The sequence below is a fragment of the Rhizobium sp. 05N49 genome, from assembly GCF_056396805.1.
The window spans coordinates 289,979-307,541 of sequence record NZ_JBFTME010000002.1; the positions used below are offsets into that span (position 1 = coordinate 289,979).

The following is a 17,563-nucleotide window of genomic DNA, read 5'->3' on the forward strand; positions in this document are numbered from 1 at the left end:
TCACACTATGGCCGAAAGTCTCGCCGAGGCGGTCTCCCGCCGCCGCACATTCGCTATTATCGCGCACCCGGACGCGGGTAAGACGACGCTCACCGAAAAGCTGCTGCTGTTCGGCGGCGCCATTCAGCTCGCCGGTGAGGTGAAGGCGAAGAAGGACCGCATGCAGACCCGCTCGGACTGGATGAAGATCGAGCGCGAGCGCGGCATCTCCGTCGTGACCTCAGTCATGACCTTCGAATATGAAGGCAATGTCTTCAACATTCTCGACACACCCGGTCACGAAGACTTCGCCGACGATACCTACCGCACGCTGACGGCGGTGGACGCCGCGGTGATGGTCATCGACGCTGCCAAGGGTATCGAGCCGCGTACGCTGAAACTGTTCGAAGTCTGCCGCATGCGCGACATTCCSATCRTCACTTTCATCAACAAGATGGACCGCGAAAGCCGCGATCCCTTCGAAATCCTCGATGAAGTCGAAGAGAAGCTGGCACTGGATACGGCCCCGATCACCTGGCCGATCGGTCGCTCCAAGACCTTCTGCGGCTCTTACCATCTGAAGGAAAACACCGTGCGCGGCTCCGATACGGAAGTCGCCGTTACGCCGGTCAACGGACCGCAGAGTGTCGCCGACCGGCTGCCGGAAAACGAGCGCGATGCTTTTATCGAAGAAGTGGGGCTCGCAATCGAAGCCTGCCGTCCCTTCGACCGGGAGTCCTTCCTCGAAGGCCACATGACGCCGGTTTTCTTTGGCTCGGCGCTGCGCAATTTTGGTGTCCGCGATCTCATCAACGCGCTCGGCGATTTCGCGCCGCCGCCGCGCGACCAGGTCGCCGATATCAGAACCGTGCATGCCGCCGAAGACAAGATGACGGCCTTCGTCTTCAAGATTCAGGCAAACATGGACCCGAACCATCGCGACCGCATCGCCTTTGCCCGAATCTGCTCCGGGAAGCTGGAGCGCGGCATGAAAGCCCGCCTGGCACGTACAGGAAAGCAGCTCGGCCTGACGGCGCCGCAGTTCTTCTTCGCCTCGCAGCGCCAGCTGGCCGATACGGCCTTCGCCGGCGATGTGGTCGGTATCCCGAACCACGGCACGCTGCGCATCGGCGACACGCTGACGGAGGGCGAAAGCCTGGTATTCCAGGGTGTGCCGAACTTCTCGCCTGAAATCCTGCGCCGTGTCCGCCTGGAAGACGCCATGAAGGCTAAGAAGCTGAAGGAGGCCCTGCAGCAAATGGCGGAAGAAGGCGTGGTCCAGCTCTTCCAGCCGGAAGACGGCTCGCCGGCCATCGTCGGTGTCGTCGGAGCGCTGCAGCTCGATGTCTTGAAGGAGCGGCTAATGGCCGAATACGGTCTGCCCGTCTCCTTCGAAATGTCGCGCTTCTCCGTCTGCCGCTGGATTTCGTCCGACCAGGCTGCGGAACTCGACAAGTTCCTGACCGTCAAGCGCGGCGATATCGCCCGTGACCTGGACGGTGACCCGGTCTTCCTGGCGCAGGACGGTTTCTCGCTCCGTTATGAGGCGGAGCGCTATCCGGCCATCAGGATGGTGGCGATCAAGGAATATCACGCGGCCAAAGCCGCCTGATCATCCTGCCAGCCGCTCGGCGAGGAACTCGACAACCGCGCGCACGGATGGCAACTGCCCGCGCCTGTGTGGCATCAGTGCTGTCGTCGTGATGCTGCCTGCTGTCCAGCCGGATAGCAGGCGTATCAGCTGGCCATCTTGCAGCGCGTCGTTGCAGACCGACGTAGGCAGGATGGTTATGCCGATCCCGGCGGCAGCGGCTTTCAGCAGCACCATCGGTTCGTCCGCTGCCATGACAGGCTGAGGCCCTATCACGACTTCCGCGCCGTCATCTGAAATAAGTCGCCATTGCTCCCCGGAGAGGCTCGGCATGACCCCCTTGTGAGTGACTATGTCCTCGGGTCGCTCGAGCTTTCCATATTTCGCGATGTAATCGGGCGAGGCTAYGAGCAGGAACGGGTGGGTGGTGATCCGGCGCTGCACGAGCGTGGAATCGCCGAGTGGCGAGCGGTGGCTGCGCAGCGCAATATCGAAGCCTTCCTGAACGATATCGACGAAGCGGTCCGTCACATGCAGCGATAATTTCAGTTTTGGATAGCGCGCCGTCAGCTCGGCCAGATGTTTGGAGAGCATGAACTGCGCGGTCGGCACGGCAGCCGTCAGTCTGACAGTGCCGCTCGGCTCCGCAAGGCGGCTGCGGACGACGCCCTCGGCCATTTCTGCTTCGATGATCGAGGCCTGCGCGTGCTCGAAGAACTCCCCGCCAATATCCGTTAGTGCGAAGCTTCGTGATGTGCGCTGGATCAGCCGCACGCCAAGCCTTTCTTCAAGTTCCGCCACGCGTTTGCTGATCGTTGATTTCGGAATGCCGAGATGGCGCCCTGCGGCCGTGAAGCTGCCGCTTTCAACCGACTGCACAAAGAGCTGGAGATCGTTGAGATTGAAGGCCGCCATATCATCTTCCATGCCTGTGGACTTTAAGATGCATTATCGTCGTCTGCCGCTTCATCGTCCACGAAATCATATTGCGCGGGTCAATAATTCCTCATGGAAAGGACCCATAATGTCCCTCATACTGTTTTATGGCGTGCCGGAAGGCTGCTCCTTCGGTTCCATCGTTGCATTGGAATGGTCCGGCCTACCGTATCGTCTCTGCCGTATCCAGATGCCCGAGGTCGTCTCCGGGGACGAATACCGGCATATCAATACGGTCGGCGAAACGCCGTCGCTGCTGTTGCCGGACGGCCGGCTGATCAGCGAAAGCATGGCAATCCTGAACAATATAGGCGCGCAGTCGACCGACAAAGGACTGGGCTTTGCGCAGGGCACCGTGGGTTTCGATCGTCTGAACCAGATGCTCGCCTATCTGAACACGAGCTTCTTCAACGCCTTCAGCCCGCTCTGGCACGCGGTAGAGCATGAATTGGAGCCTGCAGAGAAGGAGATTCTCGCTGCTTATGGCAAGGCCAAGGTGGAGAAGGCTCACCGGACGCTGGAGCGCCTGCTTGCCGGCCGGAAATGGTTGCTGGGCGACCGGCCTGGCATCGCCGACGCCTATTTCACCGGCATCGCCCGCTGGAACGACTTCCACAAGACCGTCGATATCGGACGGTTTCCGGCGGTGAATGATCTCTATCAGCGCATGCTGCAGGAGCCCGCTGTTCGTTTCGCGCTTGCGATTGAGCATCAGGAGAAGGCCGAAAGCACCGGCAGCTTCATGGGAGAGATCGACCTGGACCAAGCCCTTGGCCTGCTCCGCCAGGCTGCCTGATCGTCCTTTGCCGCCCTGTCCCGCGGGGCGGCATTCTCCCATGCTGGGCGGTATTCTCTCATGCGGCTGCGATGATTTCGATTTCCACCAGCCAGTCTTTCTGGAGCGTTTGAACAACGATAGCGGTGGTCGGCACGATATGATCACCGAGTGCGGCCAGCCGTGCATTCTGGTTTGCTTCTGCATGGCCAGCATCCCCGAGATAGCTGGTCAGCCTTACGATATTGCGAACCCCCATGCCGGCATCCGCAAGGATCGCCCGCAGGTTCGACCAGATAAGGTCGAGCTGGACCGATAGATCCTTGCCCGGCGCGCCCTCCGCGTCGAGGCCCATAGTGCCGCTCACGAAGAGAAAGCGGGTGGGGTTCCTGACCTCCATCGCGTGAATATAATCTGGTGTTGCCGCGTAGATGCCGGCGCTAGGACTGTGCTTCACCAGTTCCATTTCAAGATCTCCTCGAATATCTGGAAACTTGGCGCTATTATTGCCGAATATTTTTCGGCGATAAGGCGGATTTTCCGAATGACGAAAGAAACGAATGGTATTCGACGCAGCAGGCAAAGGCCCGAACAACTGGACCTCTTCGACCGAAGGATATTAGGCGCCCTGGCGGAGGATGCCCTGCAGAGCTATGCGGCCCTGGGAAAAACCGTCAACCTGTCGCCGCCTGCAGTGCACGAGCGCGTCAAGCGGCTGCGCCGGTCCGGCGTCATGAAAGGTGCGCATGCTGCACTTGATGGCGCCGCGCTCGGCAAGCCATTGCTGGCCTTCGTGCATGTCGAGGCCGCAGGCTGGGGCAAAAGTGAAAGGCTGATGCAGCTCTGCCGCTTTCCCGAAGTGGAGGAAATGCATTCGGTTGCCGGCGACGCCAGCGTCATCTTCAAGGTGCGCACCGAGAGCCCGCGCGCGCTGGAAGCTTTTCTGTCCCAGGTCCATTCCGTTCCCGGCGTGACCTCTACCAAAAGCTATGTGGCACTTTCCACCTATATGGAGCGGCCCGTTCAGGCGGATATGACGGCGGACTGGCCAGAAAATCCTTTGCCGGCCTGAAGGTATGCGGTGTAGTCCAGCCACCACATCGTCATGCATAGTGCCGTCTTGCAAGGAGAGCATATGATGGTTCGAGAAAACGAGATCCGCGAAAACGAGCTGCTGCTGGACGATCCGCCTGATGCAACCGACGCCGGCCTCGTCTTCGTCGGTCGGATTTTCACGCCGTGGACCTCGCGCATGGAGACGCCGCGTCAGGGCCGGCATGACGGGCCGCTCTGCCGCATTGAGATCTTCGACCCCTGGGTGCCGGCTTTGCAGGGCGTTGCGGGTTTCGAGCGGCTCGAAGTGCTTTACTGGCTACACCAGTCACGGCGCGACCTCTTGCTGCAGAGCCCGGCTCGCAACGGCAAGACGCATGGTACTTTCTCACTGCGGTCACCCGTGCGGCCGAACCCGATCGGCACCTCCATCGTCAAGCTCGAAGCTGTTGAAGGCAATACGGTGCTTGTGCGCGGCATGGATTGCCTCGATGGCACGCCGCTCCTCGATCTTAAGCCGGATCGGACGCTCTTCACGCCCATTGCGCCGCCGCAGCAGGGCGACTTTCAGACCGGCGATATGTCCGAGGTATGAAGCTCAGTCGACAGCCACCATCACGTCGGAGGCCTTGACGACCGCATAGGCTTCGGCGCCGACCTTGAGATCGAGTTCGTCCACGGCTTCATTGGTAATCGAGGCCGTGACGATGGTGCCATTGCCGATATCGATGCGAACATGTGCCGTCGTCGCACCCTTCACCACTTCCACGACCTTGCCCTTCAGGCGGTTGCGTGCACTGATCTTCATGGAATCCTCCGCTTGTTGTCAGCGAGATTATCTTCTGGCAGATGCGCCCGTCAAACCGTTCAGGCGGCAAGATCGCCGAGAAAGTCATTGCACCAGCGCGAGACGTCGCGTTCCAGCAGATGGTCCATCATCCGTCTCCAGCGATCCTGGCGCTCCTGAAGCGGCATGTTGAGCCCCCGCGCCAGCGCGTTGGATGTGCCGACAATGTCGTAGGGGTTCACAAGCAGAGCGCCGTTCAGCTCGCGCGCCGCACCGGCGAACCGGGAGAGGACCAGAACGCCTGGATCATCGGGGTTCTGGGCGGCAACATATTCCTTGGCGACGAGGTTCATGCCGTCGCGCAGCGGCGTAACAAGCCCGACTTTGGCGAGCCGATAGAGGCCGGCAAGCACCGGCCGGCTCACGGAGCGGTTGATGTAGCGGATGGGCACCCAATCGACCGTACCGAGTGCACCGTTCACGCGGCCCGCCTGTTCGGCGACCATGCGCTGCATCGCCTCATATTCGGGCACCTCGGAGCGGGATTTCGGTGTGATCTGCAGGTAGGTGACCTTGCGCTGATGCGCCGGGTTGTTGGTGACGAAATTTTCAAACGCGTCGATGCGCTGGGTGATGCCCTTGGAGTAATCCAGCCGGTCGACGCCGATGATGAGGCTGCGGTTTTCGATGCTCTGCTGTGCCTTCAGGACCATGCTGTGAGTACCGGCTTTCCTCGCGAATTCCGCGAAGGCGGCCGTCTCGATGGCAATCGGATAGGCTCCGCCGCGGAACCTGCGCTCGCCGGCGACGAAAAGCCCTTCGCTGATCATGTCACCCATCTCTTCCCGGCGCAGGCAGCCTGCGAAGTTCTCCAGATCGTGATCAGTCTGGAAGCCAACGAGATCGTAGGCGGCGAGCCCCCGCATTATCTCGTCATGGACAGGCATGGCGAAGAGGACGTCGGCGGGCGGCCAGGGGATATGCAGGAAAAAGCCGATCTTGTTCCTGATGCCCATCTGTCGAAGTTCGGCGGCAAGCGGGATCAGGTGATAATCGTGCACCCAGATGATATCGTCAGGCTTGATCAGTGGCGCCAGCCGATGGGCGAAGAAGCGATTGACACGGAAATAGCCGGCCATTTCCGTGCGCCCATATTCTGCGAGGTCGAGCCGATAATGACAGATTGGCCAGAGCATGCGATTGGCGAAGCCGAAATAATATTCGTCGACATCTTTGGATGTCAGGTCGGTTAGAGCATAGGTGATGTTGCCGCGCTGCTCGATCGCAAGCGGTCCGGGTTCGCCCGCGTCGTTGATTTTGCCCGACCAGCCCATCCAGACGCCCCCCCGTTTTTCAAGGGCGGCCTCCAGTGCCACTGCGAGCCCGCCGGCAGAGGCCGCCCCTTTCTTCTCCGGAACGGGCACGCGGTTCGAAACGACGACAAGGCGGCTCATGGCAAATTCCTTTCATTAGAAATAATTGCAAAACGCAATCAGCCGGCAAAACGCGCGACGATCTCGCGGACCACCGCTGCGGAGGGCAGGATGCCGCGCGCGTCTGTCTCGTGCGAAGGTGCACCGACGCGGATGGAGTAGCCGCCAAGCCTGTTTGCGGCGCGGAACATTGACTCATCGGTAATGTCGTCGCCAATGGCGATCGGACGACGGCCAAGGAAGGGCGGGGTTGCGATAAAACTCTCCAGTGCATCGCCCTTGTTGGCTCTGGCGGGCCGGATTTCCAGAACCATCTTGCCGCGCTGGAGGGTCCAGTCCGGACCTGCGCGGTTGACGAAACGCTCGATCAGCACGGTAAGTTCCGCCAGCCGCTCGGGCGCAAGGCGATAGTGGGCGGCAACGGCTGCGCCCTTGTCCTCGATCAGGATGCCGGTCCAGCTGGCCGTTTCTGCCCGAAGCTCGATCTTCAGCCTCTCGAACTCGCCCGTAGGCTCTACTTTGAAGATGCTGCCGTCAGGGCTGCGGCGCTCGGCTCCATGCAATCCGGCGATTGGAAACTGGAAGGGAGCGAAGAGCCGGTCGGCATAGGTAAGGCCTCGTCCGGTCACCAGAGCTAGTGCCCCGCCGAACCTCTGCGACAGCGTATCGAGCTGCGCGGGAAGCGACGGCGGCACGAATATCTCATCCGGCGTCGGCGCGAGATCGAGGAGCGTGCCGTCTATATCGAGGAAGAATGCACCGTTTTGAAGATAGGAAGAGAGTGTGGAGAGGGTTTCATCCTGCCGGGAAGCGCTGCCGGACGGCGGAGCTTCTGATAGCTGATTGCTGTTTGCCATGCCGGGGAAACTAGGTCAGCACAGCCCTCCGGCAACCCTCGATCGTCGTTCAATCCGCTGGCGGGCTCACCGGATGCTCGGCATAAAAGGCTTTTGCATCCGTCGTGAATGCGGCGCGCTGGCCAGCTGTCGTGTAGAACATGTGGCCGCCGCGATAGAGTTTCAGCGACACGCGATTTCCCGCCAGGGACGGCGGCAGGTGATCGACCACATAGCGGCTGACGCCGTAGGGCGTTACGAGATCGCTGTAGCCGTGGGCTATCAGCAGGTGGAAGGACGGGTTGGAGGCAAGCATCTGCCTGATATCATCAGTTGCGCTCGCCTGGAAACGTGAACCGCCGCCGCGGCCGCCGCCCCACTCCCAGCGCTGGCTGATATCGTTTTCGAGCAGCGTGTAGGTCATCTCTGTCTTGAAGCCGAGCTCGTTACGGGCGTAGTCGGCGAAGGCGCCGCCATAGGCTCTGGTAAAGCCGTCGAGGATCGCATCGTCGCCTCGGTCGTAATCGGATTCCGGAAAGGGGTCGGGCGTTGCGAAGGCCGCGTCGTATGGGCTCATCACCTCGCCCGCCTGCTTGCCGGAATGCTTGGTGTAGGCATTGCCGAGGAAGCCGCGATTGCGGGTGACGATATCCTGAGGGATGCCCGTAAGGCTGGAGATCCTGCTATAGAAGCTTGCTGCCGCGTCCCCTGTCGGTGCCGGGCCGGCGAGCGTGGTGAGGTAGTCGCCAAGTGCAAACTTCTCCGCATCGCGCTGGCCGGATTCGCTGAAGCTCTTGCGCCGGTCGGCTTCGGCGGCTGCCAATGAGGGGAATTCCAGCGCAGCCCCCAATGCGAACTGGTCGGCATTGAACATCAGCTGGCCTTCGAGCAGCGGCGAAAGCATGACGGTGCCGGCAATGATGATGCCCTGGTTTTGCTGCAGCGCCGAGGCGACCTTTGCGGCGCGGAAGCCGCCATAGCTCTCGCCGAGCAGATATTTCGGCGAATTGGCACGATTATTGTGCGCGACATAGAGGGCGATTGCCTTCGCCATCGTCTGCGCGTCGCTGCCGACATTGTAATAATTCGAGGCGTCGTCCGCCTTTACCGTACGGCTCCATCCGGTGCCGATAGGATCGATCAGCACGAGATCGGTGAAATCGAGCCAGCTATGGGGATTGTCGACGAGCTTCGCGTTTGCGCCGTCCCGGCCATCGGGCCCGAAATCGAGTATGCGCGGGCCGACAAGTCCAAGATGCAGGAAGGCGGAAGCCGCGCCCGGGCCTCCATTGAAGGCGAAGGTCAGCGGCCGGTTCGGCCCGGCATCCTTGGCGATATAAGCGGTGTAGAAGATCGCGGCGTTCTGCGCGCCATCCTGGCCGAAAAGATCGAGCGTACCAGCCGTGGCCGTGTAGGCGATGTTGCGTCCGTCGGCCGTTGTCATCTCGTGCTCGGTTACGGAATCTCGCGGCAGCAGCTTGAGCACGCCGTCGCGGGAGGAACCCTGAGCTGACGCAGCCCGTCGTACACCGGCCTCTTGCGCAAAGGAGAACGCGGGTGCGAGCGTAGCGGTCAGCGCGGCGAACAGAAGCAGGGATCGGAAGTGCAAGGATTTTTCCTCCGGCGGGTCGGAATGCGGCTGAGATAGGGTAGCAGCCGAACCCCTTCGATGGAGATCAAGAGATGGTGATGCGAAGGTGAGGCTAGCTCATTCGCCTTTCTCGACCGTGCGCGCATTCACATGCAGCGCCCGGCCGGCCCGCCACCCGTTGAACGCGGCGCCAAGGCCGAGCGCGACGAAAAGCACCGCGCACCATGCGAAACTGCCAGTCCAGCCGCGGATCAGACCGACAATGAACGGCCCGACGGCGGCAAGCAGATAGCCTACGCATTGTGCCATGCCGGAAAGGTGAGCGGCGACATGCGGGTCGCGCGAACGCAGCACGATGGCGGTCATCGCCGCGGCGATCAGCCCGCCCTGACCGATGCCCTGCAGCACTGCCCAGACCCAGACGGTCGAAAGCGGCGCAAAGAGCAGGCCGAGCAGTGCGACGACGGCGAAAGCGCAGAGTGTCACGTTGATGAGGCGCTGATCCCTGCCTCGTACGGCGATGTGCGGCACGAAGAGGCAGGCGGCGGCCTGCACCATCACGGAGACCGAGACTATGCCACCGGCCACAATGCCGTCGAGACCACGCTCACGCAGGATCGGCACCAGCCAGCCGAAGACGCAATAGGCGAGCGCCGACTGCAGGCCCATGAAGAGCGTGACCTGCCAGGCAAGCTTATCCCGCCACAGACCTTCGACGCGAAAACCGCTGCGCCGGGCCTGTCGGCTGCTCGCAAAGACCTGCGGCAGCCATATAAGCCCGACCAAGAGCGCAGGCAGCGCCCAGACGGAGAGCGCGCCGTCCAGCGAACCGCCGAGCGCATGTTCGATCGGTAGCGTCAGGCCGGCGGCACTGGCGGCGCCCGCGCAGAGCGCCATCGTATAAAGGCCGGTCATCAGAGCCGTATTCGCGGCGAAATCGCGTTTCACCAGTCCGGGCAGCAGCACGTTGCCGACGGCGATCGCAGCACCGGCAAGAGCGGTACCGAAAAAGAGCAGAGGCACGGAGGAAAAGCCACGCAGCGCCGTACCGAGCGTCAGCAGCAGGAGCACACCGAGCAGCGTCCGCTCCGTGCCGATGCGCTGGGCAAGCCGCGGAGCAAGCGGAGAAAAGGCGCCGAGGCAAACGACAGGCAAGGTCGTCAGCAGGCTGGCGCCGAGTGGCGACAGGCCGAGTTCCCCACGGATCTCCGGCAACAGGGCGGAAGCGCTGGAAAAGACCGGGCGCAGATTGAAGGCGATCAGCACGAGGCTGGCGCCAAGGAGGAAGCGGGCTGTTGTGCTCTGCTTCTGCGGAGGCAGCGGTGAAGGCACGCTGTCAATTTCGGCATCGATCATTGTCTCGTCGGCGGCGTCGAACGAGGGCGTGACATTCTGTACGGTCATGGTCATGAAAGAAGCATCCGGTCGAGAGCGGAAAGGATGGGCGCCATGAAGGCGCGCACGGCAGCATCGGCCTTGTCAGGGCTGCCCGTCTCAATGGCGTCGACGATCGCCTGATGCGCTTGCATGTCAGGCTCAGGAATGGTCCTGTCGAGCGTGGCGGCGATGGTTTCCGCGATGGAGATGGAGAAGAAATCGTAGATCTCAATCATCGCCCGGTTGCCCGAAGCGGCGATGACGGCCTTGTGGAAGGCAAGATCGCGTTCGATAAAGCCTGCGGGATCGCCGCCTTCATAGTTGCCGCGCTCGGCAAGCAGCCTGCGAAGCCCGGCGATGATATCAGGCGTCTTGCGGATGGCGACAAGCCGTGCGCCCTCGACATCAAGCGCACAGCGCGCCTCGAACTGGTCGCGCAGGCTGGCGCGCCGTGCCATTGTGAGCGGTCGGCTGTTGTCGGTGGTCGAAAGCACATAAGTGCCGGAGCCCTGCCGCGTTTCCAGAAGACCCTGCGAGACGAGAACGCGCACAGCCTCGCGCACCGTGCCGCGGCTGACCGAAAGCATGGCCGAAAGCGTGGCCTCGTTCGGCAGCTTCTCGCCGACAGCCCAGCGCTTGGCGAATATCTCGCTGCGGATTGCTTCGGTTGCCGTATCGGCAAGGTTTGTTTTGTTGAGTGGTTGCATGACACTATTCATAAAGTCATCGGATGACTTTATGAATAGGTTGCTTTCGTTCCAGCGTCAATTGCCACCGCGGCAATAAAAAAGGGCCGCTTTCGCGACCCTTTCCATGAGGTTTGGCCTGTAATTGGCCGGACCGTCTTATGCGGTCCCTGGAAGGTGGGGTTTAGTGCGAGGGCTGCCTCGCTTCCATCACCACTTCCATGCCCGTTACGAGGTCCGAAAACTCATTAGACATTGGATCACCTTCCTTTCGTTACGTTGATAATGATCTAAACGTAAGCCGATTCCCCGGAGATGCAAGAAAAAATCGCATGGCTGTTTTTTAGCCGGCGTTGGGTTATGTCGCGCAACTGTCTGATTTTCCATGGCTGCGATCACGCAAATCCCTATTGTTTTTGCGGAAAGTGATCTCGATCAGCGTCAAGAATTCGTCAACTTGGCCTGGCAAATCGGATAGTCATTAAGTTGTTGTTAGCCGTAGCGTCAGACAATCGAAGACGTTTTCAGCATTCCTGCCGCGCAGGCGGCGGGCCGGAGCAAGAGCATGTGTCGCTGGGCAGCCTATCGCGGAGACCCTCTCTATCTGGAGGAGCTGGTATCCTCTCCCGCCCATTCCCTGATAGAACAATCCCATTGCGCCACCCGCGCCAAGACGGCGACGAATGGCGATGGTTTCGGCATTGCCTGGTATGGTGACCGACCCGAGCCGGGCCGCTACCGCGATATCCTGCCGGCATGGTCCGACTGCAATCTGAAGAGCCTGGCCCGGCAGATCCGCTCGCCGCTATTCCTCGCCCATGTCAGGGCCGCGACCGGCGGCGGCACGCGCCGCGACAACTGCCATCCCTTCACGCATGAAAGCTGGTCTTTCATGCACAACGGCCAGATCTCCGGTTTCGAGCGTCTGCGTCGGCCGATGGAAACCATGCTGGATGACGAACTCTTCAATGCCCGCAGCGGCACGACGGATTCCGAACTCCTGTTCCTGCTCGCTCTGCAGTTCGGTCTTCGGGATGCACCGATCGCTGCGATGGCGCAGACAATCGCGTTCGTCGAAGGCCTGGCGGAGAATATTCTGGGATCCGTGCTGCTGCGCTTCACCGCGGCCTTCTCGGATGGAAAGTCTCTTTACGCGGTTCGCTATGCCACTGACCGCAAGGCACCCACCCTCTATGCCTCGCCGCTTGCCAAGGGGTACTGCCTCGTTTCCGAGCCGCTGAACGATGACGGTGATGCCTGGCGGGAAATCCCTGATGGGAGTGCTGTGATCGTCAGCACCGAGGGTCTTGAGATCACGTCTTTCCGGCCGGAAAAGCCTGCGGCTGCGAGGCCGGAACCTTTTTCTATCCCCGCATAAGCTGTTCGGCGATCAGCGCGGCCAGCCGTACCGCCACCTCGTCCTTGGATAGATCCGGCCATTGCTCGATGCCGTCGCGCCGGATGAGCTTCACGCTGTTGCGCGTACCCCCCATGATGCCGGTGGATGGCGAGACGTCGTTGGCAACGATCAGATCCGCGCCTTTGCGATCCAGTTTCAGCTTGGCATTGGCCTCGACATCCTGTGTCTCTGCCGCAAACCCGATCACGAGTTTCGGTCGCGTCGTGTGATGGCCGACGGTCTTGAGGATATCCGGGTTCTCGGTCAACGCCAGTGTCGGAATGGATTCACCGGGATGCTTCTTGAGCTTCTGGTCGGCGGCCGAAGCCACCCGCCAGTCGGCGACGGCTGCCACCATGACGGCGACATCGGCGGGAAGGGCGGCAAGCACGGCGTCGCGCATCTCTTCAGCGCGCTCGACATGCACCATCCTGACACCGGCCGGATCGGGGATCGTCACCGGGCCGGACACCAGCGTCACATCCGCGCCGAGTCGCGCCAGGGCTGCGGCAATGGCATGACCCTGCCGACCGGAGGAACGGTTGGCGATGTACCGCACCGGATCGATTGGCTCATGCGTCGGGCCTGAGGTGACGATCGCCTTCCTGCCGGCGAGCGACTTAGGCCCGTCGTCGAGCAGTGCTTCGGCAGCCGCAACGATCTCCAGCGGCTCCGCCATCCGGCCCGTGCCGGCCTCGCGGCTCTCCGCCATCTCGCCGGCGACAGGGCCGATGAAGCGGATGCCGTCGCGCCGCAGGGTCTCCATATTGCGTTTCGTCGCCGGATGCGTCCACATTTTAGGGTTCATCGCGGGTGCGGCAAGCACCGGCCTATCGGTGGCAAGCAGCACCGTGGAAGCGAGATCATCGGCAAGCCCATGCGCCATCTTGGCCATCAGGTCGGCGGTGGCGGGCGCGATCAGCACCAGATCGCAATCGCGCGCCAGCCGGATATGCCCGACATCCTGCTCATCCTGCCTGGAAAAGAGATCGGTGAAGACATGGTCTGCCGCAAGCGCACCGACGGCAAGCGAGGTCACGAACTCCTGCGCACCCTTCGTCATGATCGGACGCACGGAAGCGCCGCGTTCCCGCAGGCGGCGGATGAGATCGAGGCTCTTGTAGGCCGCAATGCCGCCTGTGATGATGAGAAGGATGCGTTTGCCGCTGAGAGCCATGGTTTTTCCCGCCGCTTCTTTGATTGGGCAAAACCCTAAGCCTTTGGCGGAAAACATGCAATCGCCGATGCTCAGGCCGGCTTGGGCCGCTTCGGGGTAAAGATCGCAATCGCCATTCCGACGCCGATCAGCTGAAGGATCGCGCCGCCGGCTTCGGGCACTGTCGGCATGCGCTGCTCGAACAGGAAGCCATAGAACAGGCCGAAGACCGTCTCCGCAACGATAAGCTGGGCGGCGAGTGCCAGCGGCAGAATACGCGAGGCAATCATCCAGCACAGCGTGGCAAGCCACGATCCGGCAATGCCCATGACGGCCGCCCAGAGCACGAAGTGAAAGGTCTGCACGCCGGTGAAGCTGACTGTCTCCCCGAGCGAGGTGAAGGGCAGGAGGACGACTGAGCCGAGGCCAGCTCCGATCCCCTGCAGAGCGGTCCAATGCATGGCGCTTGGCGCATCCTGGGACTGCATGACGGCAGCGCTCATCATGCCATAGGTGACCCAGAGCGCCAGTCCGATCAGAGCGGCGGCGATGCCGAACAGGATCTCGGTCTGATCGCCGGCGGATGTCGTGGCAAAGATCGAGACATTCACCCAGCCGATGCCGATCGCTATCAGGATCAGCGGTATTGCCAGCGCTCTCCAGCCGATGACCTGATCCCTGAGATTGGCGATGATGGCGAGTAGGACGGGCATGGTGCCGATGACGAGCGGTGGGATGGCAGTGCCCGCGTAACGCACGGCATAGGAAATACTCATGAAATAACCGACATAGCCGACGCTACCGAGCGCGATGCCGGTCAGAACAAGCGAGCGTCGCAAGCCCGCTGGGCGAAAGCGCGGATTGATCATCAGGATAAGGCTGACGACGGCAAAGAGCCCGTAGCGCGCCACCGTCAGGTCGATCGCCGTATAGGGTGCGACGACGCGCGGGGCAACGAAGCTGAGCCCCCATAGCGCACAGGTGGCAAGACCGCACAGGATGCCGATCAGCATGTGAAACTCCGAAGAGACGGGGCGAGGCTCCGGCAGGAAAGGGATAGGGAGCGGTCACGCGGAAGGATGTTCATAGCCGATATGCCCTATCGGGCGTCGAAACAAGGCCTGTCTGCGACATCCGGATGATAGTCGGAACGCAGATCGCGAATTGCTGCGTTGGTGTCACTAATCATGTGACGTAAGCGCACTTCAGTCAAAGACGGCGCATCGGCATAGTGGGCCAACCCGAGTAAAGGAGTTGCCCCATGTTTGCTGTAACAGGAATGACAGGTCAGGTCGGCGCCGCTGTTGCCGATCATCTGCTGAAAGATGGCGCCGAGGTTCGCGCGGTCGTAAGAAACCCCGAAAAGGCGGCCGGCTGGAAGGAACGGGACTGCGATATTGCTGTCGCCGACATGAATGACGCGATATCTCTGACATCGGCGTTCAGAGGCGCCGAAGGCGTCTTTCTCGTCATCCCACCGCTTTTCGATCCCACACCGGGTTTTCCGGAGGTGAAAGGCATGCTGGCAACCTTGAAGACCGCGCTTGAGGCGGCGCGGCCAGAAAAACTTGTCTGCTTGTCGACCGTCGGCGCACAGGCGAAACAGCCGAACCTGTTGAGCCAGCTGGGCATCGTGGAGAAGGAGCTTTCGAGGCTCTCCATCCCGGTCGCTTTCCTGCGCGCTGCTTGGTTCATGGAAAACGCTGCCTGGGATGTGGCGCCAGCCCGCGAAAGCGGCATCATTCCGAGCTTCCTTCAGCCTCTCGATCGCACCGTGCCAATGATTGCAGTTGATGATATCGGCGCGCTCGGTGCGAAGATGCTAGGTGAAGACTGGCAGGGCGTACGCGTTGAAGAGCTGGAAGCCCGCGAGCGCGTCAGCCCGGTCATGATAGCAGCTGCCTTTGCCAAGGCACTTGGCAAACCGGTATCCGCGCAAATCGTGCCGCGTGAGAGCTGGGAGGAACTGTTCCGGACCCAGGGCATGAAGAACCCAGAGCCACGGATGCGCATGCTCGATGGTTTCAACGAGGGCTGGATCGATTTCGAGGGCGACCGCGAGAAATCGCTGAAGGGCACGACGACGATCGAAACGGCGATCCGCCGTCTCGTCACCGGGGCATGAATACAAAGGCCGCGGCGGCAGCGCTGCGGCCWTTGCTCGATACCTCTGATATGCAGGAGAAATCTCAGAGGTTGCTCATGCCGCCGTCGATGATGAGTTCGCTGCCGACGATATAGGCAGCCTCATCAGAGGCGAAGAACACGATGGTCTTGGCGACTTCGCTGACATCGCCGAAACGGCCGACCGGGATCTGCGACTGAATATGGGAGGCCATCGCCTTGGAATCGGCCTCCGACATGCCGAGCTTGTCATAGAGCGGTGTAGAGATCGGGCCGGGGCTGATGGCGTTGACGCGGATGCCGCGACCGATCAATTCACCTGACAGCGTCTTGGCCAGCGTCAGCAGCGCACCCTTCGTCAGCGAGTAGACACTCGAATTCGGCATGCCGATATGGGCGTTGATCGAGGTGTTCAGCACGATCGAAGCCTTCTTCGAGAAAATCGGCAGCAGAGCCTGGATCAGGAAGTACGGGCCTTTGACATTGATCGCGAAGGACTTGTCGAAAGCCGCTTCGCTCCAGCTCTCGACCGGGCCGAACTCCGCGATACCGGCATTGACGAAGAGGATATCGAGCGTGCCGAAAGCGTTCTTTACCGTTTCGGCAACCCCAGCCTGACCACCGACATTGCCGGCATCGGCCTGGATGACGAGAACCTTCTCGCCGAATTCCGCGCGGGCGGCGTCGACGCTTTTGGCGCTGCTGCCGGTAATGGCGACGCGAGCGCCTTCGGCGATGAACTGGCGGGCGGTTTCAAGGCCGATACCGCTGGTGCCGCCGGTAATCAGGGCTGTCTTGTTTGCAAGGCGAGTCATTGTCCTATTCCCCTGGATATCTGGGATGATGATGGGATCATGCGGGAGGAAGGCCGGCGCGATAACCCGCTGTTTTCGGCAGAAATCATTAACCTGCAGCGGATAATCGCGCCATAGCCGTCAGGTGCGGGTGATCGAGGCGCCGCCATCGACCAGCGTCGCAGTGCCGGTGACGAAGCTTGCATCGTCGGATGCGAGATACAGCACCGACCGGGCCAGTTCTTCCGGCGCTGCAACGCGTTTCAGCGCATGCAGGTTGGTGATGAAGGCCTGCTTGTCCGACGTATCGTTCATCTCGCGATACATGTCCGTATCGACGGCACCCGGCAGGATCGCGTTGACGCGAATGTTCTGCGGGCCGTATTCGGCGGCGAGCGCCTGTGTGAGGCCGATGAGGCCGGACTTGCTGGCGGCATAGGCCGCAACGCCGGGGAAAGCGAAGCTGTAGCCGACGAATGTCGAGGTGAAGACGACCGAGCCGCCACCATTCTTGACCATCTCGGCGATCTGGTGCTTGGCAGCAAGGAACGAAGCCGTCAGGTTGATCGCCAGCGCATCGCTGAAGCCCGCTTCGGAGACGTCGGTGCTCGGGCCTGCTTCGCCGAGCGTGCCGGCATTGTTGAAGGCGATATCGAGCTTGCCGTAGTTCTGGACGGCGGCTGCGACCAGCGCTTTGTGATAGTCTTCCGAGCGGACGTCGCCGGCCACGGCAACAGCGTCACCACCGGCAGCCTTGATTTCCGCTACCAGGCTTTCAAGCTCGGCCTGGCGGCGGGCACCGACGACGACCTTGGCGCCTTCGGCGGCAAAAAGCTTGGCAGTCACGCGACCGATACCCGAGCTTGCGCCGGTAACGATTGCCACTTTGTTGATCAGACGATTCATAGTTCCATCTCCTGAGTCTGGGTTGGATCGGCGACGCCGTCCCGTTTCGATGACTGGAAGATGGCATTCTTCTTTCGTTCGGATTAGTCTCCCGATCACGGAGTTCGAATTCGGAAAAGCCGAACGATGATAGAGCCAAA

The 17,563-nt window shown here is 61.3% G+C and carries 18 protein-coding genes; 6 read left to right on the top strand and 12 right to left on the bottom strand.

Going from position 1 to position 17,563, the window contains the following annotated elements; genetic code table 11:
- Positions 1–7 precede the first annotated feature (7 nt).
- A complete protein-coding gene (locus AC1DF8_RS05650; protein WP_477995206.1) occupies positions 8–1,591 on the top strand; it encodes a peptide chain release factor 3 in 1,584 nt (527 codons plus the stop codon).
- On the opposite strand, the gene AC1DF8_RS05655 is transcribed toward AC1DF8_RS05650, so the two are convergent.
- Positions 1,592–2,485, bottom strand: coding sequence for a LysR substrate-binding domain-containing protein (locus AC1DF8_RS05655; RefSeq protein ID WP_477995207.1), 894 nt, complete (start codon positions 2,483–2,485; stop codon positions 1,592–1,594).
- A gap of 109 nt (positions 2,486–2,594) precedes the next feature.
- Between AC1DF8_RS05655 and AC1DF8_RS05660 the strand changes: the two genes are divergently transcribed.
- Positions 2,595–3,302, top strand: coding sequence for a glutathione S-transferase family protein (locus tag AC1DF8_RS05660; RefSeq protein WP_477995208.1), 708 nt, complete (start codon positions 2,595–2,597; stop codon positions 3,300–3,302).
- A 58-nt stretch (positions 3,303–3,360) separates the two neighbouring features.
- Here the strand turns inward: AC1DF8_RS05660 and AC1DF8_RS05665 are convergent, their stop codons facing one another.
- Entirely contained in the window at positions 3,361–3,747 is a 387-nt protein-coding gene (locus AC1DF8_RS05665) for a RidA family protein (protein ID WP_113146848.1), read from the bottom strand.
- A gap of 78 nt (positions 3,748–3,825) precedes the next feature.
- On the opposite strand from AC1DF8_RS05665, the gene AC1DF8_RS05670 reads away from it, so the two are divergent.
- Both AC1DF8_RS05670 and tsaA read left to right on the top strand, forming a co-directional pair.
- Positions 3,826–4,353: an Lrp/AsnC family transcriptional regulator gene (locus AC1DF8_RS05670; protein ID WP_113114885.1), complete on the top strand. Its 528-nt coding sequence runs from the start codon at positions 3,826–3,828 to the stop codon at positions 4,351–4,353.
- 66 nt (positions 4,354–4,419) lie between these two features.
- Positions 4,420–4,929, top strand: coding sequence for a tRNA (N6-threonylcarbamoyladenosine(37)-N6)-methyltransferase TrmO (gene tsaA / locus AC1DF8_RS05675; RefSeq protein WP_477995483.1), 510 nt, complete (start codon positions 4,420–4,422; stop codon positions 4,927–4,929).
- A 3-nt stretch (positions 4,930–4,932) separates the two neighbouring features.
- Here tsaA and AC1DF8_RS05680 read toward each other — a convergent pair whose 3' ends face one another.
- The 6 genes from AC1DF8_RS05680 to AC1DF8_RS05705 all read right to left on the bottom strand — a co-directional run bounded on the left by AC1DF8_RS05680 (position 4,933) and on the right by AC1DF8_RS05705 (position 11,065).
- Positions 4,933–5,142: a TOBE domain-containing protein gene (locus AC1DF8_RS05680; protein WP_113146850.1), complete on the bottom strand. Its 210-nt coding sequence runs from the start codon at positions 5,140–5,142 to the stop codon at positions 4,933–4,935.
- Positions 5,143–5,201: 59 nt separating this feature from the next.
- Complete coding sequence (otsA, locus tag AC1DF8_RS05685) at positions 5,202–6,575, bottom strand: alpha,alpha-trehalose-phosphate synthase (UDP-forming) (RefSeq protein ID WP_112541864.1); 1,374 nt, start codon at positions 6,573–6,575, stop codon at positions 5,202–5,204.
- A 38-nt stretch (positions 6,576–6,613) separates the two neighbouring features.
- A complete protein-coding gene (gene otsB / locus AC1DF8_RS05690) occupies positions 6,614–7,411 on the bottom strand; it encodes a trehalose-phosphatase (protein WP_113013122.1) in 798 nt (265 codons plus the stop codon).
- A 49-nt stretch (positions 7,412–7,460) separates the two neighbouring features.
- On the bottom strand, positions 7,461–8,999 hold the full coding sequence (locus tag AC1DF8_RS05695) for a S10 family peptidase (RefSeq protein ID WP_477995209.1): 1,539 nt from the start codon (positions 8,997–8,999) through the stop codon (positions 7,461–7,463).
- Between the two features lie 99 nt (positions 9,000–9,098).
- Entirely contained in the window at positions 9,099–10,391 is a 1,293-nt protein-coding gene (locus tag AC1DF8_RS05700; RefSeq protein ID WP_477995210.1) for a CynX/NimT family MFS transporter, read from the bottom strand.
- Entirely contained in the window at positions 10,388–11,065 is a 678-nt protein-coding gene (locus tag AC1DF8_RS05705; protein WP_112541860.1) for a FadR/GntR family transcriptional regulator, read from the bottom strand. The genes AC1DF8_RS05700 and AC1DF8_RS05705 overlap by 4 nt, the downstream gene beginning before the upstream one ends.
- A gap of 544 nt (positions 11,066–11,609) precedes the next feature.
- On the opposite strand from AC1DF8_RS05705, the gene AC1DF8_RS05710 reads away from it, so the two are divergent.
- Positions 11,610–12,422, top strand: coding sequence for a class II glutamine amidotransferase (locus AC1DF8_RS05710; RefSeq protein ID WP_477995211.1), 813 nt, complete (start codon positions 11,610–11,612; stop codon positions 12,420–12,422).
- Here AC1DF8_RS05710 and coaBC read toward each other — a convergent pair.
- Together coaBC and AC1DF8_RS05720 are read right to left on the bottom strand one after the other, a co-directional pair.
- Complete coding sequence (gene coaBC, locus AC1DF8_RS05715; protein ID WP_477995212.1) at positions 12,409–13,620, bottom strand: bifunctional phosphopantothenoylcysteine decarboxylase/phosphopantothenate--cysteine ligase CoaBC; 1,212 nt, start codon at positions 13,618–13,620, stop codon at positions 12,409–12,411. The genes AC1DF8_RS05710 and coaBC overlap by 14 nt on opposite strands.
- A gap of 71 nt (positions 13,621–13,691) precedes the next feature.
- Complete coding sequence (locus AC1DF8_RS05720) at positions 13,692–14,612, bottom strand: DMT family transporter (protein ID WP_477995213.1); 921 nt, start codon at positions 14,610–14,612, stop codon at positions 13,692–13,694.
- A 248-nt stretch (positions 14,613–14,860) separates the two neighbouring features.
- On the opposite strand from AC1DF8_RS05720, the gene AC1DF8_RS05725 reads away from it, so the two are divergent.
- Positions 14,861–15,724 (top strand): NmrA family NAD(P)-binding protein, encoded by an 864-nt coding sequence (locus AC1DF8_RS05725; RefSeq protein ID WP_477995214.1) that lies wholly within the window; start codon positions 14,861–14,863, stop codon positions 15,722–15,724.
- A gap of 64 nt (positions 15,725–15,788) precedes the next feature.
- Here the strand turns inward: AC1DF8_RS05725 and AC1DF8_RS05730 are convergent, their stop codons facing one another.
- Complete coding sequence (locus AC1DF8_RS05730) at positions 15,789–16,538, bottom strand: SDR family oxidoreductase (RefSeq protein WP_477995215.1); 750 nt, start codon at positions 16,536–16,538, stop codon at positions 15,789–15,791.
- 120 nt (positions 16,539–16,658) lie between these two features.
- Positions 16,659–17,423, bottom strand: a complete 765-nt coding sequence (locus AC1DF8_RS05735; RefSeq protein ID WP_477995216.1) for an SDR family oxidoreductase — start codon at positions 17,421–17,423, stop codon at positions 16,659–16,661.
- Positions 17,424–17,563: the final 140 nt, after the last annotated feature.